Origin of the sequence: Campylobacter sp. IFREMER_LSEM_CL2127, from assembly GCF_025771745.1 — a bacterium.
In the GTDB taxonomy this organism is placed as follows: domain Bacteria; phylum Campylobacterota; class Campylobacteria; order Campylobacterales; family Campylobacteraceae; genus Campylobacter_D.
Genome location: NZ_JAKMQV010000006.1, coordinates 1 through 26,933, shown reverse-complemented (window position 1 = coordinate 26,933; position 26,933 = coordinate 1). Strand labels below are relative to the sequence as shown.

At 29.9% G+C, this 26,933-nt stretch carries 25 protein-coding genes and 1 tRNA gene; 10 read left to right on the top strand and 16 right to left on the bottom strand.

What is annotated here, in order from left to right:
* From L8V77_RS05285 to L8V77_RS05270, 4 genes are read left to right on the top strand one after another with little or no spacing between them, the layout of a single operon-like run.
* Positions 1-771 (top strand): TerB family tellurite resistance protein, encoded by a 771-nt coding sequence (locus L8V77_RS05285; RefSeq protein WP_263707031.1) that lies wholly within the window; start codon positions 1-3, stop codon positions 769-771.
* The gene (gene purH / locus L8V77_RS05280; protein ID WP_263707030.1) at positions 768-2,300 is read left to right on the top strand and encodes a bifunctional phosphoribosylaminoimidazolecarboxamide formyltransferase/IMP cyclohydrolase; all 1,533 of its coding nucleotides are present in this window, start codon (positions 768-770) and stop codon (positions 2,298-2,300) included. Before L8V77_RS05285 ends, purH begins: the two co-directional genes overlap by 4 nt.
* A 15-nt stretch (positions 2,301-2,315) precedes the next feature.
* Positions 2,316-3,908, top strand: a complete 1,593-nt coding sequence (locus L8V77_RS05275; protein WP_263707029.1) for a methyl-accepting chemotaxis protein — start codon at positions 2,316-2,318, stop codon at positions 3,906-3,908.
* A gap of 11 nt (positions 3,909-3,919) precedes the next feature.
* Entirely contained in the window at positions 3,920-4,333 is a 414-nt protein-coding gene (locus L8V77_RS05270) for an META domain-containing protein (RefSeq protein WP_263707028.1), read from the top strand.
* Positions 4,334-4,343: 10 nt separating this feature from the next.
* On the opposite strand, the gene pyrF is transcribed toward L8V77_RS05270, so the two are convergent.
* From pyrF to L8V77_RS05240, 6 genes are read right to left on the bottom strand one after another with little or no spacing between them, the layout of a single operon-like run.
* The gene (gene pyrF, locus L8V77_RS05265) at positions 4,344-5,027 is read right to left on the bottom strand and encodes an orotidine-5'-phosphate decarboxylase (RefSeq protein WP_263707027.1); all 684 of its coding nucleotides are present in this window, start codon (positions 5,025-5,027) and stop codon (positions 4,344-4,346) included.
* The gene (gene nusB, locus L8V77_RS05260) at positions 5,024-5,422 is read right to left on the bottom strand and encodes a transcription antitermination factor NusB (protein WP_257397005.1); all 399 of its coding nucleotides are present in this window, start codon (positions 5,420-5,422) and stop codon (positions 5,024-5,026) included. The genes pyrF and nusB overlap by 4 nt, the downstream gene beginning before the upstream one ends.
* Position 5,423: 1 nt before the next feature.
* Positions 5,424-5,894 (bottom strand): 6,7-dimethyl-8-ribityllumazine synthase, encoded by a 471-nt coding sequence (gene ribE, locus L8V77_RS05255; RefSeq protein WP_263707026.1) that lies wholly within the window; start codon positions 5,892-5,894, stop codon positions 5,424-5,426.
* Between the two features lie 13 nt (positions 5,895-5,907).
* The gene (gene kdsA, locus L8V77_RS05250; RefSeq protein ID WP_263707024.1) at positions 5,908-6,711 is read right to left on the bottom strand and encodes a 3-deoxy-8-phosphooctulonate synthase; all 804 of its coding nucleotides are present in this window, start codon (positions 6,709-6,711) and stop codon (positions 5,908-5,910) included.
* A gap of 21 nt (positions 6,712-6,732) precedes the next feature.
* On the bottom strand, positions 6,733-8,094 hold the full coding sequence (locus L8V77_RS05245) for a uracil-xanthine permease family protein (protein WP_263658722.1): 1,362 nt from the start codon (positions 8,092-8,094) through the stop codon (positions 6,733-6,735).
* A complete protein-coding gene (locus L8V77_RS05240; protein WP_263707023.1) occupies positions 8,084-9,016 on the bottom strand; it encodes a DMT family transporter in 933 nt (310 codons plus the stop codon). The genes L8V77_RS05245 and L8V77_RS05240 overlap by 11 nt, the downstream gene beginning before the upstream one ends.
* A 99-nt stretch (positions 9,017-9,115) precedes the next feature.
* Between L8V77_RS05240 and der the strand changes: the two genes are divergently transcribed.
* From der to L8V77_RS05215, 5 genes are read left to right on the top strand one after another with little or no spacing between them, the layout of a single operon-like run.
* Positions 9,116-10,501: a ribosome biogenesis GTPase Der gene (gene der / locus L8V77_RS05235; protein WP_263707021.1), complete on the top strand. Its 1,386-nt coding sequence runs from the start codon at positions 9,116-9,118 to the stop codon at positions 10,499-10,501.
* Positions 10,485-10,982 carry a shikimate kinase gene (locus L8V77_RS05230; protein ID WP_263664012.1) on the top strand — a complete coding sequence of 166 codons (498 nt, stop codon included), beginning with the start codon at positions 10,485-10,487 and terminating at the stop codon, positions 10,980-10,982. The genes der and L8V77_RS05230 overlap by 17 nt, the downstream gene beginning before the upstream one ends.
* Positions 10,979-11,938: a tryptophan--tRNA ligase gene (trpS, locus tag L8V77_RS05225; RefSeq protein ID WP_263683056.1), complete on the top strand. Its 960-nt coding sequence runs from the start codon at positions 10,979-10,981 to the stop codon at positions 11,936-11,938. The genes L8V77_RS05230 and trpS overlap by 4 nt, the downstream gene beginning before the upstream one ends.
* An 11-nt stretch (positions 11,939-11,949) precedes the next feature.
* Complete coding sequence (gene serS, locus L8V77_RS05220) at positions 11,950-13,185, top strand: serine--tRNA ligase (protein WP_263707019.1); 1,236 nt, start codon at positions 11,950-11,952, stop codon at positions 13,183-13,185.
* Positions 13,186-13,193: 8 nt separating this feature from the next.
* Positions 13,194-15,596, top strand: a complete 2,403-nt coding sequence (locus L8V77_RS05215) for a tetratricopeptide repeat protein (protein WP_263678842.1) — start codon at positions 13,194-13,196, stop codon at positions 15,594-15,596.
* Between the two features lie 85 nt (positions 15,597-15,681).
* On the opposite strand, the gene L8V77_RS05210 is transcribed toward L8V77_RS05215, so the two are convergent.
* The 7 genes from L8V77_RS05210 to secA all read right to left on the bottom strand — a co-directional run bounded on the left by L8V77_RS05210 (position 15,682) and on the right by secA (position 23,201).
* Positions 15,682-15,756, bottom strand: a tRNA-Asn gene (locus tag L8V77_RS05210).
* Between the two features lie 68 nt (positions 15,757-15,824).
* Positions 15,825-16,733 (bottom strand): radical SAM protein, encoded by a 909-nt coding sequence (locus tag L8V77_RS05205; protein WP_263707016.1) that lies wholly within the window; start codon positions 16,731-16,733, stop codon positions 15,825-15,827.
* The gene (gene hemE / locus L8V77_RS05200; RefSeq protein ID WP_263707015.1) at positions 16,730-17,752 is read right to left on the bottom strand and encodes a uroporphyrinogen decarboxylase; all 1,023 of its coding nucleotides are present in this window, start codon (positions 17,750-17,752) and stop codon (positions 16,730-16,732) included. Before hemE ends, L8V77_RS05205 begins: the two co-directional genes overlap by 4 nt.
* A gap of 12 nt (positions 17,753-17,764) precedes the next feature.
* Positions 17,765-18,271, bottom strand: coding sequence for a YqhA family protein (locus tag L8V77_RS05195; protein ID WP_012661246.1), 507 nt, complete (start codon positions 18,269-18,271; stop codon positions 17,765-17,767).
* An 11-nt stretch (positions 18,272-18,282) separates the two neighbouring features.
* The gene (locus L8V77_RS05190) at positions 18,283-19,299 is read right to left on the bottom strand and encodes an aspartate-semialdehyde dehydrogenase (protein WP_263707014.1); all 1,017 of its coding nucleotides are present in this window, start codon (positions 19,297-19,299) and stop codon (positions 18,283-18,285) included.
* 12 nt (positions 19,300-19,311) lie between these two features.
* Positions 19,312-20,601 (bottom strand): sigma-54-dependent transcriptional regulator, encoded by a 1,290-nt coding sequence (locus tag L8V77_RS05185; protein ID WP_263707013.1) that lies wholly within the window; start codon positions 20,599-20,601, stop codon positions 19,312-19,314.
* An 8-nt stretch (positions 20,602-20,609) separates the two neighbouring features.
* A complete protein-coding gene (secA, locus tag L8V77_RS05180) occupies positions 20,610-23,201 on the bottom strand; it encodes a preprotein translocase subunit SecA (RefSeq protein ID WP_263707012.1) in 2,592 nt (863 codons plus the stop codon).
* A 117-nt stretch (positions 23,202-23,318) separates the two neighbouring features.
* Between secA and lolA the strand changes: the two genes are divergently transcribed.
* The gene (gene lolA / locus L8V77_RS05175) at positions 23,319-23,825 is read left to right on the top strand and encodes a LolA-like outer membrane lipoprotein chaperone (RefSeq protein WP_263707011.1); all 507 of its coding nucleotides are present in this window, start codon (positions 23,319-23,321) and stop codon (positions 23,823-23,825) included.
* On the opposite strand, the gene L8V77_RS05170 is transcribed toward lolA, so the two are convergent.
* Genes L8V77_RS05170 through L8V77_RS05160 form a run of 3 tightly spaced genes read right to left on the bottom strand, consistent with a single transcriptional unit; the run spans position 23,826 to position 26,594 of the window.
* Positions 23,826-24,470 (bottom strand): flagellar basal body-associated FliL family protein, encoded by a 645-nt coding sequence (locus L8V77_RS05170; protein ID WP_263707010.1) that lies wholly within the window; start codon positions 24,468-24,470, stop codon positions 23,826-23,828.
* Positions 24,471-24,472: 2 nt separating this feature from the next.
* Entirely contained in the window at positions 24,473-25,828 is a 1,356-nt protein-coding gene (locus L8V77_RS05165; RefSeq protein WP_263707009.1) for an ATP-dependent DNA helicase, read from the bottom strand.
* 1 nt (position 25,829) lies between these two features.
* Positions 25,830-26,594 carry a class I SAM-dependent methyltransferase gene (locus L8V77_RS05160; RefSeq protein ID WP_263707008.1) on the bottom strand — a complete coding sequence of 255 codons (765 nt, stop codon included), beginning with the start codon at positions 26,592-26,594 and terminating at the stop codon, positions 25,830-25,832.
* Positions 26,595-26,933: the final 339 nt, after the last annotated feature.

The window sequence follows — 26,933 nt, the reverse complement described above, 5'->3', positions numbered from 1 at the left end:
ATGCTTTTTGTTTTACTCGTATTGGCAATTTTGGCATTTTATTGGTATTATAAAACATGGGGTAAAGATGATCTTTTAGGCTCTTTAAAAAAAGGAGCTAAAAGTTTCTCTCAAGGTTTTAAACAAGGCTATCACGAAGAAAGAATTGATGGATTTAAAAGAAGATTAAACTACTATGTTATAGCACTTTTAGCAAAAATAGCAAAAAGTGATGGCAGAGTTAGTGAAAATGAAGCTAATATGATCTCACAAATTCTTGATTACAATGCCAAAGATTCAAGAGAAAGAAAATTTTTAAAACAAAGTTTTAATGAACACAAAAACACCTTAAATGACACCTATGAAGTAGCCAAAGAACTCATCAAGGAAGTACCTTTACCTCAACAAGAAAGAATTAATATATTAAATGTTTTGGTCGCAATGGCCTTGATTGATGGAGAACTTAACAGCACTAAAAAAGATGTATTAAAAGCCATTGTCAAAGCATTTAATCTTGATGTAAATATACTTGAGAGACTTCTAAATTCTATGCAAACTCAAAAGGTGGGTATGAATTTGCAAAAAGCATGCGAGGTCTTAGGTGTAAGCGAAAATGTAAATTTACAAGAGCTTAAAAAACGCTATAGAGAACTTGCTAAAAAATATCATCCTGATATTTTAAACGCAAACAACAGCGATGAAGCAAAAATAAAAGAAGGTGTAAAAAAATTTCAAGAAGTTAATGAATCTTATGAATTTTTAAAACAATACATAGAAAGGAAAAATCAATGAAAGCACTAATTAGTGTCAGTGATAAAGAAGGAGTAGTAGAATTTGCTAGTGAGCTTGCAAAATTAGGTTTTGAGCTTTTATCTACTGGAGGCACTTATAAGCTTTTAAAAGAAAATAACCTACAAGTACAAGAAGTTAGTGATTTTACTCAAAGTCCTGAAATGTTTGAAGGACGTGTAAAAACCTTGCACCCAAAAATTCATGGCGGAATTTTGTACAAAAGAGAAGATGAAAGCCACCAAAAGCAAGCTAAAGAGTATAATATAGAAAGCATAGACTTACTTTGTGTAAATTTATATCCTTTCAAAAAAACTACAATTTTAACCCAAGATTTTGATGAGATTGTAGAAAATATCGATATCGGTGGTCCTGCTATGATACGCAGTGGCGCAAAAAACTTTAAAAATGTCATTGTAGTTTGTGATATTTTAGATTATGATAAAATCATACAAGCTTTAAAAGATAATACTTTAGATCTTGATTTTAGAAGAGCTTTGATGATCAAAGCTTATGAGCATACAGCAAATTATGATGCTTATATAGCAAATTATATGAACGAACGTTTTAATGGTGGTTTTGGAGCAAGTAAATTTATTGTAGGTCAAAAAGTGTTTGACACAAGATATGGAGAAAATCCTCACCAAAAAGGTGCTTTATATGAATTTGATGATTTTTTCACACACAATTTTACAACCTTAAAAGGCGAGGCAAGTTTTAATAATCTAACCGATATTAACGCAGCTTTAAATTTAGCAAGTGCTTTTGATAAAGCTCCAGCAGTAGCCATTGTAAAACATGCAAATGCTTGTGGTTTTGCTATAAAAGAAAACTTACTCCAAAGCTATATCCATGCGCTTAAATGCGATACCTTGAGTGCTTATGGAGGAGTTGTTGCTATCAATGGAACCTTAGACAAAGAATTAGCGCAAAAAATCAATGAAATTTATATAGAAGTAATCATTGCAGCAAATGTAGACGATGATGCTTTGGAAGTTTTTAAAGATAAAAAACGTATTAAAATCTTTACACAAAAAGCGCCATTTTTAACTAGAGCTTATGATAAATATGATTTTAAACACATAGATGGTGGTTTTGTATATCAAGATAGCGATGAAGTTAAAGAAGATGAATTAAAAAATGCAGTATTAAAAAGCGAAAGAAAAGCTAATGAACAAGAATTAAAAGATCTTGAAATAGCTATGAAAATTGCTGCATTTACCAAATCAAATAACGTAGTTTATGTAAAAAATGGAGCTATGGTAGCCATTGGTATGGGTATGACAAGTCGTATCGATGCAGCTAAAGCAGCTATTAATAAAGCTAAGGAAATGGGGCTTGATTTAAATGGTTGTGTTTTAGCAAGCGAGGCTTTCTTTCCATTTAGAGATAGCATAGATGAGGCTAGTAAAATAGGTGTAAAGGCCATTATCGAACCAGGTGGAAGTATAAGAGATGAGGATATCATCCAAGCTGCCAATGAATATGGTATTGCACTATATTTTAGCGGTGTAAGACACTTTTTACATTAATACAAGGAGCTTCAAATGTTTAAAAGCATAGGTGCGAAGATATCTTTAGCAATGATTTCTACATTGCTAATTAGTTTTATTATCATGCAAATTATCTTACAAAAAGATTCTCAGCAAACGACCGATAGAATCAGCCGTGCACATTTAGATACCTTAAGCACTTCTGTTTTTCAAACATTAAGAATGGCAATGAATTTAGGTGACCCTGCTATTATAGAACAAGCTATAAAAGATGCTGGAGAAATTGAAGGCATAAAAGATATTAAAATTTATCCTTCAAAGGGCACAATTGAACTTTTTGAAATGCAAAAATATACAAAAAGTGATGAAAGTATCATCAACGAACAATTTAACAAGCCGCAAATACAAGCTGTTGAAATCAATAACAATCAAGGACATTATCTAAGACTTATACGCCCATTAATCGCTAATGAAAGTTGCTTAGCTTGTCATGCTAATGCTAAAGAAGGTGATGTTTTGGGTGTTATGGATATGTACAATGATTTAAAACATGTAGATGATGATTTGGCAAGCTCAGCTAGAACTTATATTATAATCTTTAGCATAGCTTTACTTTTTACTGTTTTTGCTGTGCTTTATATTTTAAAAATAGTTGTGGGTAATCCTGTTTTAGATCTTTTAAAACATGCTAAAGAATTAGCTAGCGGCGATGGAGATTTACGCGCAAGAATCAACATAAAAAGCACTGACGAAATAGGCAAAGCTTGCACCTACATCAACCAATTTATTGAAAAAATTCAAAATGCAGTGATTTCTACTAATGAAAATTCTCAAATGGTAGATAAACAATCTAAGCTTTTAAATACCAATGCACTTGATCTAGCAAATAGAACAAAAGAAGGTCACACAAAAACTGATGAATCTTATCATTTAAGTGAGCAAATTCATACAGAGTTACAAGATCTTGCTGAGCTTTCAAACAATGCAAATAAAGCCAATACAAAATCTTTTGAAGTTTTAAACACCATGCTTGATTCATTAAACCAGGTAGTAGATAAAGTAAGAGTTGTTGCAGAAAATGAAGATGTTTTATCTCAAAAAGTTGAAGTTATGGAAAAACAAGCAGAAGAGATCAAAAAGGCTTCTGATATGATGGGAGAAATTGCTGATAAAACCAATCTTTTATCATTAAACGCAGGTATTGAAGCTGCGCGTGCTGGAGAATTTGGTCGTGGTTTTTCAGTTATCGCTGAAGATGTAAGAAATCTTGCTCAAAGCTCAGAAGATTTTTTAAAAAATATTGCTATTGTCACCAAGCAACTAGTAGATAGTATTAATGAAGTTTCTAAAGAATTAAAACACAATGCTAAAGAAATTAATTCTTTAAACCAAGATGCAAAAGATCTTGTAGAAGGGACCAATGAAGTAAAAGTTTGCAATGAAAATGCAAGAGACTTGGCAAATGCTTGTATGCAAAAAATCTCAAGCACACAAGAAACTTTACAATCTTTACTTGATAAAATGCAAGAAACGGTAAAATTAAGCGATAAAAATGAAGAAATTTCAAAAATTTTGCTTGATGTTGCTCATGAGTTAAATGTAGTTTGTCAAAATTTAGAAGATGAATTAAAACATTTTCATGTATAAGGAGAATAAAAATGAAAAAAATAATCACATTAAGCATAGCAAGTTTAGCTGTTTTTAGTGGGTGTTCTGTGGCAACTTTAAGTGTTGATGATTTACAAAATAAAGAATTTACCATAAGTTCTTATGAAGCAAATGGAAAAAGCTACGAACTTCCTCAAAATACAAAAACAAGTATTAGTTTTGACAATAAAGACAAAAGGCTTTTTGGAACAGCAGGATGTAATAGATTTTTTGGAAATTATAAAGATCAAGGAAATAGTATAAAAATAGAAGACAATCTTGCTTCAACAAAAATGCTTTGTGATCAAGAATCTATGAAATTTGAAGACAATTTCCTAAGATACTTTAATGGAGAATTTAAAATCATTAACGATGATGAAGGAATTATTTTAGAAAATAAAAAAATGAAAGTTTATTTAAAATAAGCCTTAAGGCTTATTTTAAATACTCTAATATATCCTCGCAAATCTTTCTAGGTTCTTTTGCTTTATAAATAGGTCTTCCAACCACAATAAAATCTGACAAATTATCCTTAGCACACTCTATATCAGCTACTCTTTTTTGATCATCTGAATTTTCTTTAAACGGACGAATTCCAGGCGTTAATGTAATAAATTTTGTACTTGTATTTTCTTTTATCAGCAAACTTTCATATACCGAGCAAACCATACCATCAAGACCACTTTCATAACTAATTTTAGAAAAATCTTTAACAGCTTGTTTAATATCTTGTTTATACACACTAAAAAATTCTTGCTCATCAAAGCTAGTTAAAGCAGATACGGCAAGCACTAAAGGTCTTTTGCTTAAAGCATTTAAGCGCTCCATAATCATACACATAGCACTTTTACCTGCACTTGCATGGATATTAAACATATCTACATCAAGTTTAGCAAGTTCTTCACAAGCATCTGCCATAGTATTTGGTATATCATAAAGCTTTAAATCTAAAAAGATTTTAAAATTATCCACTTTTTTAATCGCTTCTAAAAGCTTTGCTCCATCTCTTAAATACGATCTAAGCCCTATTTTAACCCAAAGATCTAAACCTTTTAATTCCTTGGCTAAATTTATACACTCATTATAGCTTGCCACATCAAAAGCCACGCAAAGTTTCATTGTGCTTCCTTGTTGATTTTATCTAATACTCCATTGATAAATTTAGGAGCATTGTCCCCTGCCATTTCTTTTGCAAGCTCTATAGCCTCATTAATGATAATCGCTTTTTGTGTAGAAGTAAATAAAATCTCATAAGCACCCAAACGCAAAATAGCCTTTTCTATACTAGCTACTCCATCTAACTTATGCTCTTTTAAACACTCATTAATTTTCTCATCAAGCAAAGTAAGTTGCTCATTAATGCCATTATACAAATCTAGAGTGAATTTTCTTTGGTCATTGCGAATTTTTTTCTCATCTAAAAATTCATTAATAAAATCTTTATTTTCTTGATTTAGCTGTGCTGCATAAAGCAAAGAAACAATACTTTGTCTTACTTGGTGTCTAGTAGCCATTTTAAGCCTTAATTTTTTGGATTAAATTAAGCATTTCAACCACAGTAAGCATAGCTTCAAAACCTTTATTACCTGCTTTACTACCTGCTCTTTCTATGGCTTGCTCTAAAGTATCAGTTGTTAAAACTCCAAAGCTTACAGGCACATTAGCTCCAAGCCCCACACTCGCTATACCTTTAGTAGTTTCAGCTGCTACATAATCAAAATGTGGCGTACTTCCACGAATTACCGCTCCAACACAACAAATTCCATCAAATTTTTTACTCTCACAAGCTTGTTTTAGTACAAAAGGAATTTCAAAAGCACCTGGCACTAAAATAAGACTTAAGTTCTCTTCCTTACCCCCATGTCTTAAAAAAGCATCTTTAGCACCTTCAACTAAACGATCTGTGATAATATGATTAAATCTTGCATTAATAATTGCAATTTTCTCATCACCTTTTAAACTTAAATTTCCCTCTATTATCTTCATATTTTTCCTTTTTTTAAATGATTTCTTGAATTTTTAAAAGCGTATTTACGCAATTTTTAAGTCTTGAAAGATCAAGCATATTTGGTCCATCACATAAAGCCTTACAAGGATCAATGTGTGTTTCAAAGAAAAATCCATCTACACCCACACTAGCAGCAGCTCTTGCTAAAGGCTCTACAAATTCACTTTTGCCTCCACTACTTCCACCATTTGCTCCTGGCATTTGCACACTATGAGTAGCATCAAAAACAACCGGAGCATATTTTCTCATGATAACCAAACTTCTCATATCTACAACTAAATTTCCATAACCAAAACTCGAACCTCTCTCAGCTACAAAAACCCCATTTTCTTTGGCTATTTCAAAACCTTCTTCGTTAATGCCTCTAGTTTGTAAAATTTTAGCTACGCTGTATTTAATGTCTTCAGGGTTTAAAAATTGCCCCTTTTTTACATTTACCTTAGCTTTTGTTTTAGCAGCAGCCACCAATAAATCAGTTTGCCTGCATAAAAAGGCAGGAATTTGTAAAACATCTACAACCTCAGCCGCAATACTTGCTTGAGAACTCTCATGAATATCAGTAAGAACTTGCATGCCGAATTTATCTTTAACTTTTTGCAAAATTTCCAAGCCTTTTTCAATACCTGGTCCTCTAAAACTATTAATACTAGTTCTGTTTGCTTTATCAAAGCTTGATTTAAAATAAAAATCAATTCTATCATCTTTTAAAAAGCATTCAAGCTCTTGTGCAACCTTAAAAACAAGCTCTTCATTTTCTATCACACAAGGCCCTGCTATTAGTATCATTTTTTTCATCATTTTTTCCTTGTTTTTTTATTATTTTACTTTATTTTTATTATTTTCTTCAAGAGGAAAAACAAAATTTAAAATAATAGCTGTAATCCCACCTGCTGCAATCCCTGAAGAAAATAAAGTTTTAAACCACATTGGCATAAATTCTAAAATATCAGGATTATTAGAAACTCCAAGTCCTATACCCAAACTCATAGCTATAATGATAATAGAACGACGGTTTAAATTTTCTTTAGAGATAATCCTAACCCCCGTTGCAGCTATAGTACCAAACATCACTAAAGTTGCCCCACCTAAAATAGGTTCTGGAATTTGCAAAGTAATATCAGCCACAATAGGAAATAAACCCAAAATCATCAACATAAAAGCTACAATAAACCCTACATAGCGACTTGCAACACCTGTTAAAGCTATGACACCATTATTTTGCCCAAAACATGAGTTTGGAAAAGTATTAAAAAAGGCCGAAACAAAAGAATTAAAACCATTTGCCAAAACTCCACCTTTTAATCTTTTTGCATAAAGTTCACCTTTAACCGGCTGATTTGAAACTTCACTAGTAGCGCTAATATCACCAATTGTTTCTAAAGAAGTTACCATAAAAACTAAAATCAAAGGTAAAATGAGATTATAATCAATACTCAAACCATAGTGCAAAGGATCAGGTAAAAACATTAAAGGTAAATTTTCATTAAAATTAAAGCTAAAATTTTCAAAAGTCATAGCCACTAAAAGCCCTATTATCATAGCTATAAATAAAGAAGAAATTCTTATATATGCATTATTAAAGCGATTTAAAACAATAATGCTAAAAATCACAACTCCGGCTAATAATAAATTTTGTAAAGAACCAAACTCACCACTTGCCTTAGCCGCAAATCCACCTCCTGCACTCACAAGACCAACATTAATCAAACTAAGACCTATAATCATCACTACTATACCAGAAACCAAAGGCGAAATCACTCTTCTAATAAAAGGTAAAATTTGAGAAATAATCATTTCAGTGGTAGAACAAAGCATTAGAGTGCCAAAAATAGCCCCAAGCATTGCTTCTTGTGATAAACCATTATTTTTTAAAACAAGCCCACCTAGTATAATAGGCGCAACAAAGTTAAAACTAGTCCCTTGAATAGATAAAAGTCCACTCCCTATAGGACCCCAAGTTTTAATCTGTAAAAGCGAAGCAACACCTGAAGCAAAAAGTGACATGCATATAATTCTAGCTGTATTAGTATCATCTATTCCAAGACCCTTACAAATTAATAAAGCAGGTGTAATCACAGCCACAAACATAGCCATTAAATGCACTAATGCAGCAAAAAATGCCTTAGCAAAAGGTGGTTTATCTTCTAAACCATAAATTAAATCTGTTTTATTTTCCATTTTTCTTTCCTTTTGTTTGCTTACTAACCAAAATAATTCCTCCTATAATAATGCTAAAAATTCCTATAAAAACCATCAAACTAGGAAATTCATCTCCTAATAATATGCCCAAAAATAAAGTAAAAACTACATCTATATAACTAACCCCAGCAACAACTCCTGCCTTTTTTGCCACCCCATAAGCTTTGGTAACATGAATTTGATACATTGCTCCAAAAACACCCATTAAAATAATAAAAATCCAAGCTTTAAAACTAGGCATCACAAATGGAGCAATTAAAAAATCAAGTTCTTTTGTTTCATAAAAAGAACCTATAATCATAGACATTAAAGGCATTAAAGTACCAATTAAAACAAAAGATAAAGCTATAAAAGGTGCTGGATATGATTTTCTAAGCTCTCTTACACTAGTTAGTGCCAAGGCTGCACAAAAACCACTTAAAATTCCCAAAATACTATTTTTCAAATCAAAACCTGAGTGCATAGCACTATCTGCAAAAGGCTGACAAATTAACAATACTCCTATAAAAGCAATCAAAATCCCAAAACAAGCTTTTAATCCCAAGCTTTCTTTAAAAAATAACAAAGCAATTAAAGCTATAAAAATCGGTGCTGTTTTTTGAAAAGCAAAAGCCCCACCTAAAGAAATATTAGAAACATTATAAAAGAAAAGATATAAGGCAATCGTTCCTATAACACCTCTAAAAATAAGCAAACCCAAACGACCGCCGCTTTTATGAAAATTTAATTTTGAAAGCGCATAAAGCATAAAAGCTGTGCCTATGATATTTCTAAAAAACATAATTTCAATCGATGATAATTCTTCACTAAGAATTTTTGCACAAGCGCCTACAAGTGCAAATTCTATGGAAGCAATAATCATAAAATATATACCTAAATTTTTTTTAACTATTCTTAACATATAAATTCCATATAAAATTTCCCGTTATTTTAGTCTTTTTTGCTTAATTTTAAGGCAATTTTTATATAATCACAAATAAAAATTTAAAAATGAGTATTAATGCAAAGTATTATTTTAATAGGAAAACCAAATGTTGGCAAATCAAGTCTTTTTAATAGACTTGCAAGAAAACGCATAGCTATCACCAGTGACATAAGTGGGACTACAAGGGATACCAACAAAATAGAAGTGGAAATTGATGGTAAAAGAGCCTTATTGGTAGATAGTGGTGGACTTGATGAAAGCAATGAGCTTTTTAAAAATGTCAAAGCAAATTCATTAAAAGCTGCTAAAAATAGTGATATTATCTTTTATATGGTGGATGGAAAATTTCTGCCCGATGATGAAGATAAAGCTTTTTTTTATGAAATGAAAAAACTCAACAAACCTATGGCCTTAGTAATTAACAAGGTGGATAATAAAAAAGATGAAGAAAGATCTTGGGAATTTTCTAATTTTGGCGTGAAAGAAGTTTTTAATATCTCTGTTACACATAATATAGGCATTGATGAGCTTTGCATGTGGGCTGGCAAGTTTTTAAATGAAAGTTTTTTAAACGCAGATGAAGAAGAAGACTTTGAAAGTTATTTAGAAAATTTTGATGAAAATAGCGGAGATTTTAAGCTAAAAACTATCAATGAAAATCATATTAAAGTAGGAATTATCGGCAGGGTAAATGTAGGAAAATCAAGTCTTTTAAATGCTTTAGTTAAAGAAGAACGTAGCGTGGTAAGCGATATAGCAGGCACTACAATTGATCCTGTTAATGAAAGCATTATGCATAAAGATAAAATCATTGAGTTTGTAGATACTGCAGGGATTAGAAAACGTGGGAAAATACAAGGTTTGGAACGCTATGCGCTAAATAGAACTGAATATGCCCTAGCCAATGCTCAAATTGCACTTTTAGTACTTGATGCGGCTGAGGGTTTTAATGAACTTGATGAGCGTATTGCAGGACTTGCTGCCAAGCATTGTCTAGGTGTGATTATCGTGCTTAATAAATGGGATAAAAGCGAGCTTGATTTTGATAGAACTTTAAAAGAATTAAAACTAGATCGTTTTAAATTTCTAGCTTATGCACCCGTTGTAAGCGTATCAGCTTTAAGCGGAAAAAGAGTACATGTACTTTTAGATAAAATCTTAGAAGTTTTTGCCAATTTCACGCAAAAAATTCCAACTGCAAAATTAAATGCCTTGGTAGAAGAAGCCACAAGAGCTCATCCACTACCACATGATTATGGTAAATTAGTGAAAATTTATTATGCGGTTCAATATGACTTAGCACCCCCAAAAATAGCTCTAATCATGAACAGACCAAAAGCTTTGCATTTTAGCTATAAGCGCTATTTGCAAAATCAAATTAGAAAACAATTTAATTTTGAAGGTGTTCCTTTGATTTTAGCTTCAAGAAAAAAAGGTAGCAAAGATGAGCAAGAAGGATAATCTCCTTTTTGTAGGCTTTATGGGTTGTGGTAAAACAACCATAGCAAGAGCTTATGCTAAAAAATACAATAAAATATTTTTAGATACAGATAGTTTAATCAAAGAAAAATTTAATCTTGAAATTGATGAAATTTTTAAAACATATGGTGAAAAAAAATTCCGTAAAGAAGAGAAAAAACTTGTTTCTTTTTTAACTTGTGTGCAAGATTGCTCTATTGCAAGTGGTGGTGGTTTCATAGGACAAAAAAAACTAAAAGACATTGGGACAATTATATATTTAAAAGCAAGCTTTGATTATCTTTTGCAAAGATTAAGCAAGGAAGAATTAGCCACTAGGCCTTTACTTACAAATATAAATAATGCCAAAATTCTTTTTAATCAAAGGGCAAAAAAATATGAAAAAAAAGCAGATATTATAATTAACATTGAAAACAAAAGTATTAAAGAACTTATCAAAGAGATTAAAAAAGAGGTAAAATGAGAGTTATTACAGGATTGCAACCAAGTGGAGATTTACATATAGGCAATTATTTTGGCTCAATCAAACAAATGCTAAATATGCAAGAAGAAAATCAAATGTATATGTTTATAGCAAATTACCATGCTATGACTTCAAGTTTTGATGGTGAAAAACTCAGACAAAATTCACTCAAAGCTGCAGCAGCTTTTTTGAGTTTAGGGATTGATCCGCAAAAAAGCGTATTTTGGTTGCAAAGTGATGTAAAAGAAGTAATGGAACTTTATTGGATTCTTTCTCAATTCACCCCAATGGGACTCTTAGAAAGAGCGCATAGCTATAAAGATAAAATCGCCAAAGGTTTAAATGCCAACCATGGACTTTTTTCTTACCCTGTTTTAATGGCTGCAGATATTTTGCTTTTTAATGCTCAAGTAGTTCCTGTAGGCAAAGATCAAATTCAACACGTTGAAATAGCAAGAGACATAGCCTTAAAAGTAAATAATGAATGGGGTGAAATTTTCACTCTACCTCAAGCTAAGGTTAATGATGAAGTTGCGGTAGTACCTGGCACTGATGGAGCCAAAATGAGTAAATCTTATCAAAATACAATCGATATTTTTAATACACCAAAAGCTATTAAAAAACAAATTTCTTCCATTGTTACAGATAGTACAGCTTTAGAAGATCCAAAAGATTGGCAAAATTGCAATATATTTAAAATCGCAAAATTGTTTTTAGACAAAACAGAGCAAGAAGCTTTAAAAAGTCGTTATGAAAAAGGTGGCGAAGGTTATGGGCATTTTAAAATGTATTTAAATGAAATCATTAGCGAGTATTTTGCCTCAGCCAAGGACGAATATGAAAAATTATTAGCCAATCCTTCAAAAATTGAGGAAATTTTAGAATTTGGAGCAAGTAAAGCAAAAAAACAAGCCCAAGAAACAATGGAAAAAATTTATGCTAAAATAGGACTATAAAAGGAGTTAGAATGTTAGATTTAAAACTTTTACAAAATAATTTCGATGAAATTGCACAAAAATTAAAAGCTAAAAAAGTGGATGAAAATTTACTCAAAGAACTGAGTGATTTATTTATAAATTTAAAAAAAGAAAAAGCACTTTTAGAAGAATTTCAAGCTTTTCAAAACAAATTTAGCAAAGAACTTGCAACAGCACAAGACAAAGAAAGCTTAAAAGCACAACTAAGTCAAAATAAAGAAAAAATTAATACTCAATCAAAAATCGTTAATGAATTAGAAGAAAAACTGGGGCAAATTGCTCTAGCAGTACCAAATATCCCTGATGATTGTGTGCCTTTTGGGGAAGATGAAGATGAAAATGTAGAATTAAAAAAAGTTCTTACCCCACCTAGTTTTGATTTTGAAATTAAAGAACATCATGATTTAGGAGAAAAATTAAATTGGCTTGATTTTACAAGAGGAGTTAAAATCTCGCAAAGTCGCTTTTGTGTACTTAAAAATGAAGGAGCTTTACTAAGTAGAGCCTTAGTAAATTATATGATAGATTTTAATAGAAGTAGAGGTTTTGAGTTAGTTAATGTGCCATTTTTAGTAAATAGTGCGACCATGTATGGTACTGGACAACTTCCTAAATTTAAAGATGATATGTATAAGGTAGAAAATGATGATTTATACCTCATCTCAACTTCTGAAATTCCTGTAACCAATCTTTATTCTAATGAAATTTTAGCTCAAGAAGAATTACCTTTAAAAATGACTTGCTATAGCGCTTGTTTTAGACAAGAAGCAGGAAGTGCAGGTAGAGACACAAGAGGTATTATAAGACAACATCAATTTGAAAAAGTAGAACTTGTTAGTATATGCAAGCCTGATCAAAGCGAGCTAATGTTTGAAGAAATGCTAAATTGTGCTAGTGATTTGCTAAGCTCTTTAGGTCTAGCACACAGACATTTGATGCTTTGTACTGGAGATTTAGGTTTTTCAGCTGCAAAAACAGTGGATTTAGAAGTTTGGCTTCCATCTCAAAATAAATACCGTGAAATTAGCTCTGTATCTAATTGTAAAGATTTTCAAGCAAGACGTGCAAAAATTCGCTTTAAAAACGATAAAGGCAAAAACGAATTAGTGCATACACTTAATGGCTCTTCGCTAGCTGTTGGAAGAACCTTGGTAGCTATTATGGAAAACTATCAAGAAAAAGATGGAAATATAAGAATTCCTGATGTGTTAAGAAAATACTTTTAAGAGAAAACATGGCCGAAGAAGTAACACTTAAAGAACAAGACAACCAAGAAAAAGCTTTCTCTGAGTTAGATGAAAATCCAGGAGTAGAAGAACAAGCTATCCCTCCTGGCATGATACCTCCTGAATTAGAGGAGGAAGAAAGTACCTTTCAAAGAGTGGAAGAAGAACCTCAAGCACCGCAACCTGAAGAGAAAAAAAAGCTTTTTGATAAAAAATTTATTATTTTAATTTCTGCACTTGGAGCTCTTGCTCTAATATTGCTTGTAGTTTTAATTTTACTCATAGTTTTCAAAGAAGATAAACAAGCTATTTTAAATACTCAAGTCTTAGATGATAATACTAGCTCAAGCATCACTAAAGTAAAACAATCAGCATTAGATCTTGTAGTACAAAAAGCAAATTTATTATATGAAAAAGGTGATGTAGAAAGCGCTTTAGAACTTTACAATAACATTAACATTTTTAATCAATCCCTATCTAGTTATAATCTTGGCGTAGCCCAAATGAAACAAAAAGATTATGCTAGCGCAATTGAAAATTTCAAGCAATCTTTAGAATTAGAAGAGCACAAAGTGGCTGCTGCCATAAACACTGCTGTGTGTTATTTTAATCTTGGTAATAAAGAAAAATTTAATTATTATCTTGACTTAGCAAGAGTGCATTTACCACAAGATTCCAAATCATCTTTGTATGATTATTATCTAGGTTTAATTAATTATTATCAAGGATTTTACCCTGAAGCTTTGCAAATGTTTATGCGCTCAAACAACATCAATGGTTATCAAGGTGAATCTTATTATCTTGGAGCAAAAGTTTATGCTTTATTAAAATCAGAAAAAAACGCCATTGATTTTTTACAAAAACAAGAAGATTACGAAGCAAGCTTACCCTTAGGCTTATTATATGCAAAATCAGGAGACTATCAAAAAGCTAAAGAATATCTTGAAAAAGCCTCAAAGATAGGAGAACATGAAGCTAGAAGCAAGGTTGCTTTAGCCTTAGTTGAATTAAAAACTGGTCAATTTGAAAGTGGTGCGCAAATTTTAAAAGCTCTTTACATCAAAGATAAAGATATAGGTTCAAAATACTATAATATCAAAACAAGATTAAAAAGAAATTTTTCAAATATTGATATTGCCCAACAAAATTTTGCCAAGAGATTGATTACTGGAAAACAACAAATATATGATTTACTGTTTTACTTTTCACCATATCGTGTTTTTGATGTTAAACAAAGCATGGAGCTTATTACAAAGGCTGATTTGGGAAATTTTATACAAGGATATGAGTACGAAAATGAATTACTTGTTAAAAGCAAGGCTTTATCAGGGGTTAATATAGAATTATCTCATGCTATTAACCTAGCTTTTAATTTTCATCTAAGAGAAGCTAATCAAGAATTTAAAAACTTAAGTGAAATTTATCATGCTCATGATGTAATTCATTATAATCTTGCCCTAACTTACGCACAATTACAAGATTATAACAATGCTTACAAGCACTTTTCAACCGCATATCATTTAAATCCTAAAAATTATATTGCAGGAATTTTTGGCATATATTGTATGGATCTAGCAAAGAAAGATTATACAAAACTTGCTAATGAACTTTTAGAAAATCTCCAAGCAGATAATACCATTGATCAAAACAACAATATATATAAATATTTACTATATTTAGCTAAAAATGACTTTACTGCTACTATTCCTTACCTAGATAATCTTTCAAATACTAATAACACACCTTTGGAGTTAATATTTGCTATTATAGCTGCAAATGGCAATAATCTTGAAACCCTAAGAAACCAAAAAATAAAAGAATTAAAAGATTTATTAAGTGAGGATATTATTAGCAATATTTTATATTTTAACTCCAAAAATATGAATTTAAATATCAAAGAATACGCCAAACAAGCTCAAATGTATTTTTTAAATACCAAACTTGATTATAATTCTTTATTTGGAGGAGCTGGGATAGTTAAAGATAGCTATGTAACGCTTATGCAAATAACAGGCTTGCTTAATCATGTTAGAAATGATATTAAAAAAAGACTAGCCATGAGTAATAAAAATTCCATTGGATTAATCTTTGCTCTAGCTTATGTAGATATATTTGCAAAAGAATACCAAGAAGCATATACACTTTATAATATTTTAATAGATGATTACAAAATTAAAGATGCTCAAACTTTATTTTTAGCTGCAGTTGCAGCAATAGGTTCAAACAATCCAAACTCAGCCATTGCTTTGCTTGAACTTGCAAGATTAGAAAACGAAGAAACCTTAGAAGCAAGGCTTGCTTTAGGACTTTTATACCATGAAGTGCAAAACCTAGAACCTGCTATGTTTCAGTATGAAAAAGTAGGCAATAACTTCGAAAGCAAATTCTTTACTTTTGATATCAAAAACTAGTATTTTCGTAACAAAAATACTAGTTATATAAAATCATATAATTTACTTAACACTTATAAAACCAGGATTATAATTTAAAAAGAAGTGGCTCCGGATGTAGGATTCGAACCTACGACCAATCGGTTAACAGCCGACTACTCTACCGCTGAGCTAATCCGGAACATCAATAAATAAGAAATGGTATTATATAAGAAAAAAATACTCTTGTCAAGAGTTTTTCACAAAAAATTATATTTTTTTATAAAATTTCACTCCAGCTAGATTTTTTTCAATAATTTCTTGCTCCTTAAGTAACTTTTCTAATATATCTTTACTATATTGACTAAATTTATTTTCAACATCAAATTCACTTTGAGCTCTAAGTTGCAACATTTTTAAAAGCTCTTGAGTATTAAAATCAATTTTTTCACCTTTATAATAATGCTTAGCAAGCACAACAGGGGCACTATTAATATACATACTTAATTCTTCTAATTTTTCCATAGATACACCTTTAACAGGATAAGCTGGAGGTCTATCAATAGTGCTAAAATCTACTCTTAATGGCTTTATTTTATCAAATACCTCATTTAAAGCTAACATTTCTTCTTTATTGTCATTTAAACCTTGTACAACTAAAACTTCCATAACAAGCTCACCTAGAAATTTTTCCCTAAAAGTAATCATTTTATCAATCATTGCTTCAAGTTTAATTTGTTTTAGAGCTTTATCTATTCTATAAAATGTTTTTTCTTTAGCACTATCAAGACTAAATTTAACTACATCAATATCCAATAAAGCATTGAATGCATTTGGATTTAACACACCACTACCATTACTTAAAATCAAAAGTTTTTTATCTTGTTTTATTTTATTTAACTCGCAAACTAATTCTTTTAAATAAGGATACAGACTAGGTTCACCATTTGCAGTTAATGTAAGAAAATCAAATTTCACATCGCTAGCTAAAGATTGCTTTACCTGTTCTAAGATATCTTGAATTTTTGGATATACTAAAGATTTTTCCACAGGTTTTGCAGCTTGCAACTCACAATATACGCAATCGAAATTGCACTGCTTTTGATTTGGACTTAAATCAATCCCTAAAGAAAGCCCAAATCTTCTCGAGCTTATGGGGCCAAAGGTAATTTTATTCACTTTTTAGATTTCTCTTGAACTAGCTTGATAAAATATTTAGCATTTTCAACAGGAATATCAGGCAAAATACCATGTCCAAGGTTAAAAATATGTGCACTATCTTGCATGATATTTAAAATTTTATCCACTCCTACTTCAATCGCATTTTTATCATACAATCTACAAGGCTCCATATTACCCTGTAAAGTATACTTAGCGCCTAATTTTTCTTTTGCCAATTCTAAAGGCGTACTCCAATCTACACCAAAAACATCAAAATTTCCATTTATACCATCCAAAAATCCACTAACACCTTTAGGAAATAAAATCACGGGAATATGTGGATATTTTTCTTTGATAAAATCAGCAATTTCAAGCATATATTTAAAAGAAAATTCAAAAAACATCTCTTTTTCTAAAGCACTTGCCCAACTATCAAATATCTGTATAGCATTAGCTCCTGCTTTAATTTGTTCTTGAATATAATGCTTTAAAGCTAAAGTAAGTTTAGATAAAATTTGATGTAAAAATTCAGGATTTTGATAAACTAATTTTTTACATTTTGCATAATTTTTACTACCACCACCCTCTATCATATAAGTAACAATAGTCCAAGGACTTCCACAAAAACCAATCAAAGCTTTATCATGCGCAAGTTTTTCTCTAGTAAGCGCTAGTGCATCATAAACATAAGAAAGATTTTTAATACTTTTTTCAACATCTAATCTCTCCAAATCTTCCTTAGTTTTAATGGGATTTGAAAATACCGGCCCTTCGCCTTTTTCAAATTTTAAATCCATACCCATTTCTAAAGGCACTACTAAAATATCTGAAAAAATAATAGCTGCATCAACGCCCAAAATATCCACAGGTTGCAAAGTAACTTCACTTGCTTTTTTATAGTCCTTGCAAAGTGATAAAAAATCCCCAGCACTTGCTCTAACTTCCATGTACTCAGGTAGATATCTTCCTGCTTGACGCATCATCCAAACTGGAGTATAAGGAGTTGATTTTTTAAAACACGCATCAATAAAAATCATTTTTATTCCTTATTAATGATCGCTTTTATGTAAGAAATAAAGCCCCACACAAAGAGCCAAAATAGAACCTGCTAAATAAGTCATATCCAAAACTGTATTAAGTTGCATTTGTAAAATTCTTTGGAAAAAATTTACAACCAAAACCATTATGATCACTTTTGCAAGTTTATCTTTTAGCTGATCTAAACTATGCACTTCTAAAACTTTTGACTGCTTTGTTTGTTTAAAATCCTCTATTTCACTAATAAAAAGCTCATAAATTCCAAAAGAAAAAATAAATAAAACCAAAGCCATCAAATATAAATCCACAGCTCCTATAATCAAACCAACAATATCTTCATGCAAATCTACCGTAGAATTTGGCAACATAAAGTATTCAAATACATATTTTAAAACTTTAATCACATCATAACTTGCGATAAAAAATAAAACAAAAGCCCCTATTAAACCAAAAATTACAGGTAAAATAGTAACCAAACGACTTTTAACTAATAAATTCTCAAAAAATCTTTCTAGCATTTTTCTCCTTTTTAAACCATTTCTAGCCATTTTTGTGCAATACGCACTGCATTTGTAGCAGCTCCTACACGAATTTGATCAGCCACGCACCATAAATGTAAAATGTTTTTGTGATTAATATCACGTCTAATTCTTCCTACATAAGTTTCGTTAGTGTCACTTGTAAAAAGCGGCATAGGGTATTTTTTATTTTCTACATCATCAATCACAACAACACTTGGTGCCTTAGAAAGTATCTCTCTAACCTTAGCAACATCAACATCTTTTTCAAAATGCATAGTAATAGCTTCACTATGGCTTCTAAGCACAGGAACTCTTACGCAAGTTGCTGAAATTTCAAGTTTTTTATGCAATATTTTTTGCGTTTCATTTACCATTTTTAATTCTTCTTTGGTGTAGCCATTGTCGCTAAAAACATCAATTTGAGGAATCAAATTTAAAGCCAAAGTATATGGAAAAGTTTTTGCTTCAAATTCATCTAGTTTAAAAGCAAAAAAACTTTGCATTCCTTGAACTAGTTCTTCCATACCTTCTTTACCTGCGCCACTTGCTGCTTGATAAGTACTTACATCTACTCTTTTTAGATTAAATGCATCATCAAGTGGTTTTAAAACATGCACCATTTGTATGGTAGAGCAATTTGGATTAGCAATAATCCCTGTTTTTTCCCAATCTTTAATATCTTCACTATTGCACTCAGGAACCACCAAAGGAACATTCTCATCCATTCTAAAATGGCTCGTATTATCAATCACCACAGCACCACATTCTACTGCGTATTTTGCATACTCAGCACTTATATTTCCTCCAGCACTAAAAAAAGCAATATCTACAGGATTTTCTTTAAAAACACTTGGAGTTAATTCTTTTACTTTATAGCTTTTACCTCTAAATTCTACTTCACTACCTGCACTTTTTGCACTTGCTAATGGCAAAATACTTTCAACTGGAAAATCAAGCTCATCTAAGACATTTAAAAGTTCTTCACCAACTGCTCCTGTTGCACCTACAATAGCTATTTTTTTCATTGTCCGTCCTTTTTAAGTAATATTGTATTTTTTCATTTTTTCGCTAAAAATTTTCTCACTCATCCCTATAAGCTTAGCTGCTTCTGCAATATCTTGTGAATTTTTTAAAGCTTCTAAAATCAATTCTTTTTCAAGATTTTTAATATCTTTACTTTTTCTGCTTTCTAAAAATAAATCTTGAGCACTAATCTTATCATTTTCACTTAAAATGCAAGCTCTTTGTATAATAGAAATCAATTCTCTAATATTACCTGGAAAATCATAAGCTAATAAAGCATCTTGTGCTTCTTGGCTTAAAGTTTTCTCATTAAAATCATATTCTTTACACGTATCAAGTAATACCTTTTGCGCAATTTGCAAAATTTCTTCTTGACGCTCTCTTAGCGGTGGTATATTAATAGGAATAGTATTAAGTCTATAATATAAATCTTGTCTAAATTCATTATCTGCAATCTTTTTTTCTATATGAGCATTAGTTGCACTGATAATTCTTACATCAATCTTTATACTTTTAGTACTCCCTAATCTTGTAATTTCTTTTTCTTGTAAAGCTCTTAATAATTTTGCTTGAATTTCATAAGGCATTTCACCTATTTCATCTAAAAACAAAGTGCCTTCATTAGCGAGCTCAAACAACCCTATTTTAGTAGTATTAGCATCAGTAAACGCACCTTTTTCAAAACCAAAAAGCTCACTTTCTATCAAATTTGATGGAATTGCTGCCATATTAATAGCCACAAAAGGTTTTTGTGCTCTTTTTGAATTTTTATGCACAAAATTTGCAAAAACTTCTTTACCTACCCCACTTTCTCCAAAAAAAAGCACACTTGCATCTGTCTTAGCAGCTTTTAAAGCCAAATTTAAACAATTTTCCAAAGCCTTAGAAGTACCATAAAAATCTTGATTTTCTTCTTTTTTAGTAGTCTTTTTATTTGTTTTTTTAGAAGTCTTTTCTTGAATTATTTTTGCGCGTTTTATTGCAGTTACTAAAGTATTAATATCAAATGGTTTTACTAGAAAATCTTTTACTCCAAGCCTTACTGCCTCTATAGCGCGATTTAGCGTTGCATTGCCTGTGATAATGATAAAATCATATTTATTCTCACAAGCTTGTACAAATTCAATACCATCCATACCCGGCATATTAATATCTGTAATAATTAAATCAACATCATCATTAAGTTTTTTTAGTGCTTCAGTTGCTGATTTATAGGATTTTATAGTAAATTCTTCATACTCACCCAAAGCTATTTCGAGTGATTTTCTCATATTTATATCATCTTCAACTATAACTAAATTCATCTCAAACCTTAAGCTAAAATACCTTTTTTAGGACCACTTTTACCATGACATTCTTTATATTTTTTGCCACTACCGCAAGGGCAAGGTGAATTTCTAGGTACTTTAGTAATTTGCGCTTCACCGTTTTCATTAACACCACTTTCTGTAGTATTTGATAAAAACTGCTCATTTTGCTCATGGCTTTTTTCTTCAAAAATTTGTGCTTCTTTTTGAGTAAAAACTACATTAAATAACAATTTTAAACTGTCAAATTTAATACGCTCAACAAGCTCTATGAAAAGATTATAACTTTCTTTTTTATATTCCACTAAAGGATCTTTTTGGTTATAACTTCTTAAACCTATACCAGTTTTTAAAATATCCATTTGGTATAAATGCTCTCTCCATAGATTATCTAAAATTTGAAGATATAAAATTCTTTCAATTCTTCTAGCTTCCTTATCTTCAATAATACTCATTTTGACTTTATAAGCTTTTTCTAAAATTTCACTTAATTTATTTTCTACTTCAATCACACCTAAATCTTTAAAATCAGCTTCGCTAAGCTCAAGGTTGCACTCATAACTTACTTTTTGCTTTAAGCTTTCAAAATGCTTAACATCATCTTCAAGCTCTGCATTTAGATAAATTTGACTTACCAAATGATTGCTATATTCAACAATATTTTTTAAAATTTTATCTTGCAAATCAAATTCTTCATCTAGTAATTCATTTCTATAATTATAGATAGTCTTTCTTTGCTCATTAGCCACATCATCATATTCAAGCAAATGTTTTCTACTTTCAAAATGTAAACTTTCAACTTTTTTTTGAGCATTTTCTACAGCTCTTGTAACAATGCGACTTTCTATATGCTCACCCTCTTCTATACCCAATCTTTCCATGATATTTTTAATGCGATCACCGCCAAAAATTCTCAAAAGATTATCCTCTAAACTTAAATAAAATCTACTTACACCAGGATCACCTTGACGCCCTGCACGACCACGAAGTTGATTATCTATTCTTCTACTTTCATGGCGCTCAGTTCCTATAATATAAAGCCCTCCTAAAGCTCTTATTTCATCATCTATTTTTATATCAACCCCACGACCTGCCATATTAGTAGCTATAGTCACTGCACCTTTTTTACCCGCATCTTGGATAATCAAAGCTTCTTGCTCGTGATTTTTAGCATTAAGCACATGATGAGGAATGCGTTCTTTTACAAGCATATTATGAAATACTTCACTTCTTTCAATACTTGCAGTTCCCACTAAAACTGGCTGACCCTTTGCATTTGCTTTTTTTATCTCTTCAATAACTGCTTTAAATTTTTCTTCTTGAGTTTTATAAATCAAATCATCTTTATCTATTCTTGCAACCGGTATATTTGTAGGTATAGAAACTACATCTAAATTATATATTTGAGAAAATTCTGTTGCCTCAGTTTGTGCAGTACCTGTCATGCCTGCTAACTTTTTATACATTCTAAAATAATTTTGGAAAGTAATATCTGCTAAAGTTTGACTCTCTTCTTGAATTTTTACCCCTTCTTTAGCCTCTAATGCTTGGTGTAAACCATCACTAAAGCGTCTTCCTTCACTTAGCCTTCCCGTAAATTCATCAACAATTACAACTTCTTTATCTCTTAATACATAATGCACATCTTTTTCAAATAAATTATGTGCTTTTAAAGCCTGATCAAGCTGATGGGCTAATATTGCATTATCTAAGCTATATAAATTTTCTACTCCAAATAATTTTTCTGCTTTAGAAATTCCAACCTCTGTAATCATGATAGTTCTATTTTTCTCATCAACAACAAAATCTCCACTTGGTAATTCTTGAGGAGTAGCCGCTGCTTGACCTTTTTGCATTTGTTTTGCTACTTCATTTGCTTTAATATATCCATCTAAAGTTCTATTTGTAGGTCCGCTTATTATAAGTGGAGTTCTTGCTTCATCTATTAAAATGCTATCTACTTCATCAACTATAACAAAATTATGTTCTCTTTGCACTTTTTCAAGTTTTGAAAATTTCATATTATCACGCAAATAATCAAAGCCAAATTCATTATTTGTACCATAAGTTATATCACACTCATAAGCTTTTTTATGCGCCTCATCGCTATTTTGTTCTGAAAGTATCACCCCCACACTAAAACCTAAAAAATTATAAATGGCACTCATTTGCTCTGCATCTCTTTTGGCTAAATAATCATTTACAGTAACTACGTGCACACCCTTGCCACTCATAGCATTTAATACAACAGGTAAAGTTGCAACCAAGGTTTTACCTTCCCCGGTTTTCATTTCAGCGATTTTTCCCTCATGCAAAACCATACCACCAATTAATTGTACATCAAAATGACGCATATTAAGCGTTCTTTTTCCTACTTCTCTAACTATTGCAAAAACATCATTTAGTATTTGGTCTAAAGTTTTTTCTTCTTTTTGAATTTGTGTTTTAAAATCTATAAAATTTTGTTTTAATTCATCATCACTTAAATTTTGGTATTTTGACTCTAAAGCATTAATTTGCGCAACTCTCTTTAAATATTTTTTTACTTCTCGATCGTTTTTTGTGCCAAATATTGCTTTAAATACACTAGAAAACATTTTTTTACCTTTAATTACAAAAATATATGCTAGATTATACCTTGATTTTAATTAGAACTATATAAAATTTTATTTGCATAAATTTTATATAATTTGTAAAATTTTTAAAGGATAATTATGAAATATTTTGTATTTTTAATGATATTTGCTTATAATATTTTTGCTTTCGATATAAATTTTAAAAATTTTAGCAGTGATTTTGAACAAAAAGTGCAAAGTAATAATTCTTCGCTAAATTATAAAGGAAATTTTATCATCACTCAAAATAAAGCCTTTTGGAATTATACTAAGCCGAATAAAAAGCAAATTTATATCAACAACAAAGAAGTTGTTATCATAGAACCTGAATTAGAACAAGCCATTTATACTCAATTACAAAATTTACCAAATCTTCAAGCAATTTTTAAAAATGCAAAATCAATATCTCACGAAAGCTATGAAGCAAAATACGAAAATATCATATATAATATCAAACTAGAAAACGGTAGCCTTAACAGTATTTCTTATAAAGATGAATTAGGAAATTTAGTTAGTATTTATTTTTACAACCAAAAATTTGATCAAAATATCAACGATAATATTTTTATACCAAAAATTCCAAGCCATTTTGATATAATCCATTAATCAAAATGGTATCTCTTTAAACAAATCTTGTTCTTTGCTTGGTGCTAACATTTGCATTTGAGCATTTTCCATAGTTTTTAAAATCATATCCATAGCTTCTTTGCTTGTATTAACATCTTGATTAAAACTTATATTACTATCTTTAATACTGTTTGCTTGAGTAGCATTTATATCTTTTGACTGGGTATTATTTTGATCTGAAGTTTTAGCAACTTTAAGGATATTTTGAATTTCTTCTTGCTTAGCAGTTTCTTTTAAATCTTCTTCCTTTTTTTCTAAATCTTTTACAAAACGCTTCAGTTCTTCTATATCAAATTGAGCCACTGAGTTAATTTTTAAAATATAAATGTTTTTTATTTGGGTTTTGTATTTTTTATTGCTAAATTTAAGCAAAGTTTCTTTGAAGTTGTTTTTGCCCACTTCTGTAAACAAATCTTCATAAAAATAACTAGATACAATAGTATTTAATGCGTCTGTAATTTTCTTTTGTTCTAAATTTTCTCCCTCAAAATCTAAAGTCATTTCAATCTTTTTTAAAGTATTATTTCCAGCTTTTGAATACAAATCCGTTCTAAAATCTTCTATACTCAAAGAATTGGCGTAAATACTACAAAAAGAAAAAAATAAAATTACTGCCCATCTCATAATCACTCCCTATCTTCTTCTAAATTTATAAACTTTTCTTGCAGATAAAATCGCTTTACCTCTTTATCAAATTTTAAAATTTTTAAAAAATAATCCTCAAAAGGCATTTTATAATTATATATTATTTTTAAATTACTTGGATTAATGGCTCTTGATAAACATACATATAATTGTCCTTTTTCAAAAATTCCATCAATATCACATATTAATTTATCTATACTCATGCCTTGAGATTTATGGATTGTTATAGCATAAGCTAATTTTATAGGAAATTGAACAAATTTAGCTTTTATCTTAACTTCTAGTTTTTCATCTTTGTCTAATTCATACTCTTCTAAGGTATATTCATATGGTTTTAATTTCAATCTTTCACCATTATTTTTTTCTATCAGAATATATTCTTGCTCTTTATCTTTTATAAAATCTAAAACAACACCTTGCTCCCCATTATAATAATTTTCTTCTTTATTATTCACACAAAAAATAATCTTAGCACCTATTTTTAATTTTAACTCACTCAAAGAATTAAGTCCATTAATCCACTGCTCGTAAGTTTTATCATCTAAGGTACAATCTAGTTTTTCAGCTTTTGCTTTAAATATACTTTCTTTACCTTGCAAAAGATTTAATTTTTCAGTATTAATATGATTAGTCTTTTTATTGGTAGCGCATAATAAAGTATACTCATCCATATACTCAAGTAAATTTTTTGAACTAATTAACATTTTTTTAAAGAAATTCAATATTTCTTTATTTGCTTCACCTATTCTAAGAAAAAACAAATATTCGTAAAATTGTTTATCTAAAGTTCTTTTTGTAATACTAAGTTTTAAATTAATAAATTTAAGATCGTTCCAGGCTTGTGAAGAAAAAGCATATAAAGTATTTTGAAATAAATTATTTTGAGTTTGATTTTCTTTATGCTTAATCACGGGTGGAAGTTGAAAAAAATCTCCAACTAATAAAATTTTACCATTAAAACCACTTCTTGATAATCTATAATAAATCATTTCCATCAACGAAGCACTTACCATAGAGATTTCATCAATAACCAATAAATCACATTGTTTTAAAATTCTCTTTAATTTTTCTAGTTTATCTTTTTGCTTTCTATCTTCATAATATAACTCATCATAATTCTGACATCTTTTAAAAGCAAAAAAACTATGTAAAGTAACCCCACCTATATTAAAAGCACTAAGAGCGGTAGAACCCAATACAATAACAATTTTTCCTTGAACTCTATAAGATTTTATAAGTTCCATAGTTAAAAAAGATTTACCAACACCTGCGCCACCACTTAAAAATACATTATTATTTTTTAAAAAAAATCTTAATTTATCTGCAACTAAGTTCAAACTACTCTTTCATGCAAGATACTATCAACATCATTGGCCTATGCCATTCTTTTTTAAATTCATTTTTGAATTCAGGAAAAAGATTGATAATTTTATTAGAAGGCTTTGGCTCAATAATATTGGTTATTTTAAAATTATTTTGCAATAAGGGAGAAATATAACTTGTTAAGGTACGGTGATATTTAACCACACCCTCGCCTAAAAAATTATATTTATTTTTATTTTCATAAAAATAATTTTTAATAGGAAAATATTGAATATCCCCATTATTATCATATATAAAATCTTGGGAAATATTTGCGGTAAAAACAGGATGCTCAACACTAAAAACCAAACTACCATTTTTATTAAGAAGATTTGAAATATTAAAAATTAATTTTTCATAATCCTTTATATAATGAAAAACTAAAGAACTAATAACTATATCAAATTTCATATTTTGTAAGTCAGTGATTTTATCTATTTCTTCACAAGAACCTCTATAAAAGGATATTTTATTTTTATATTTACTTGTTTTAGTCTTAGCTTTATCTAACATTTTTAAAGATAAATCAATAGCAAAAACTTTTTTAGCCCCATTTTCTAAAGCATAAATACTATGCCATCCATATCCACAACCTAAGTCTAATATAACTTTATCTTTTAAGCTTGGTAAACATGTTTTAAAATCTTCCCATTCACCAGCACCATCCAATCCTACTTTAGATCTTAACATTAAGGCATATTTATCAAAAAAAATATTATCATCATACTTATTATCTAACATTATACATCCTTATAATAACTTTATTATATCAAAACTTTTCATTTTAATCTCATCAAAACCCCAAACCTTCTAATTCTTAATAAATACCCTATCTAATCTAATCAATACAAATTAATTAAAAATTTTCACAATATAACTAAATAGCATATAAAACTAAAATTTATAAACTAATAAAAAAATAAATAATTAAAAACTAGAAATTAAAAATTCACCTACAGTCAATAACCAAGCTGACTAAAAAACACAAATAAAAACCACAAAAATTTAAAAATAAAAATCAATAATAAGTAAAAAAATAAACTAAACCAAGGATTAGGACAATAAATAATCAAATAGCAT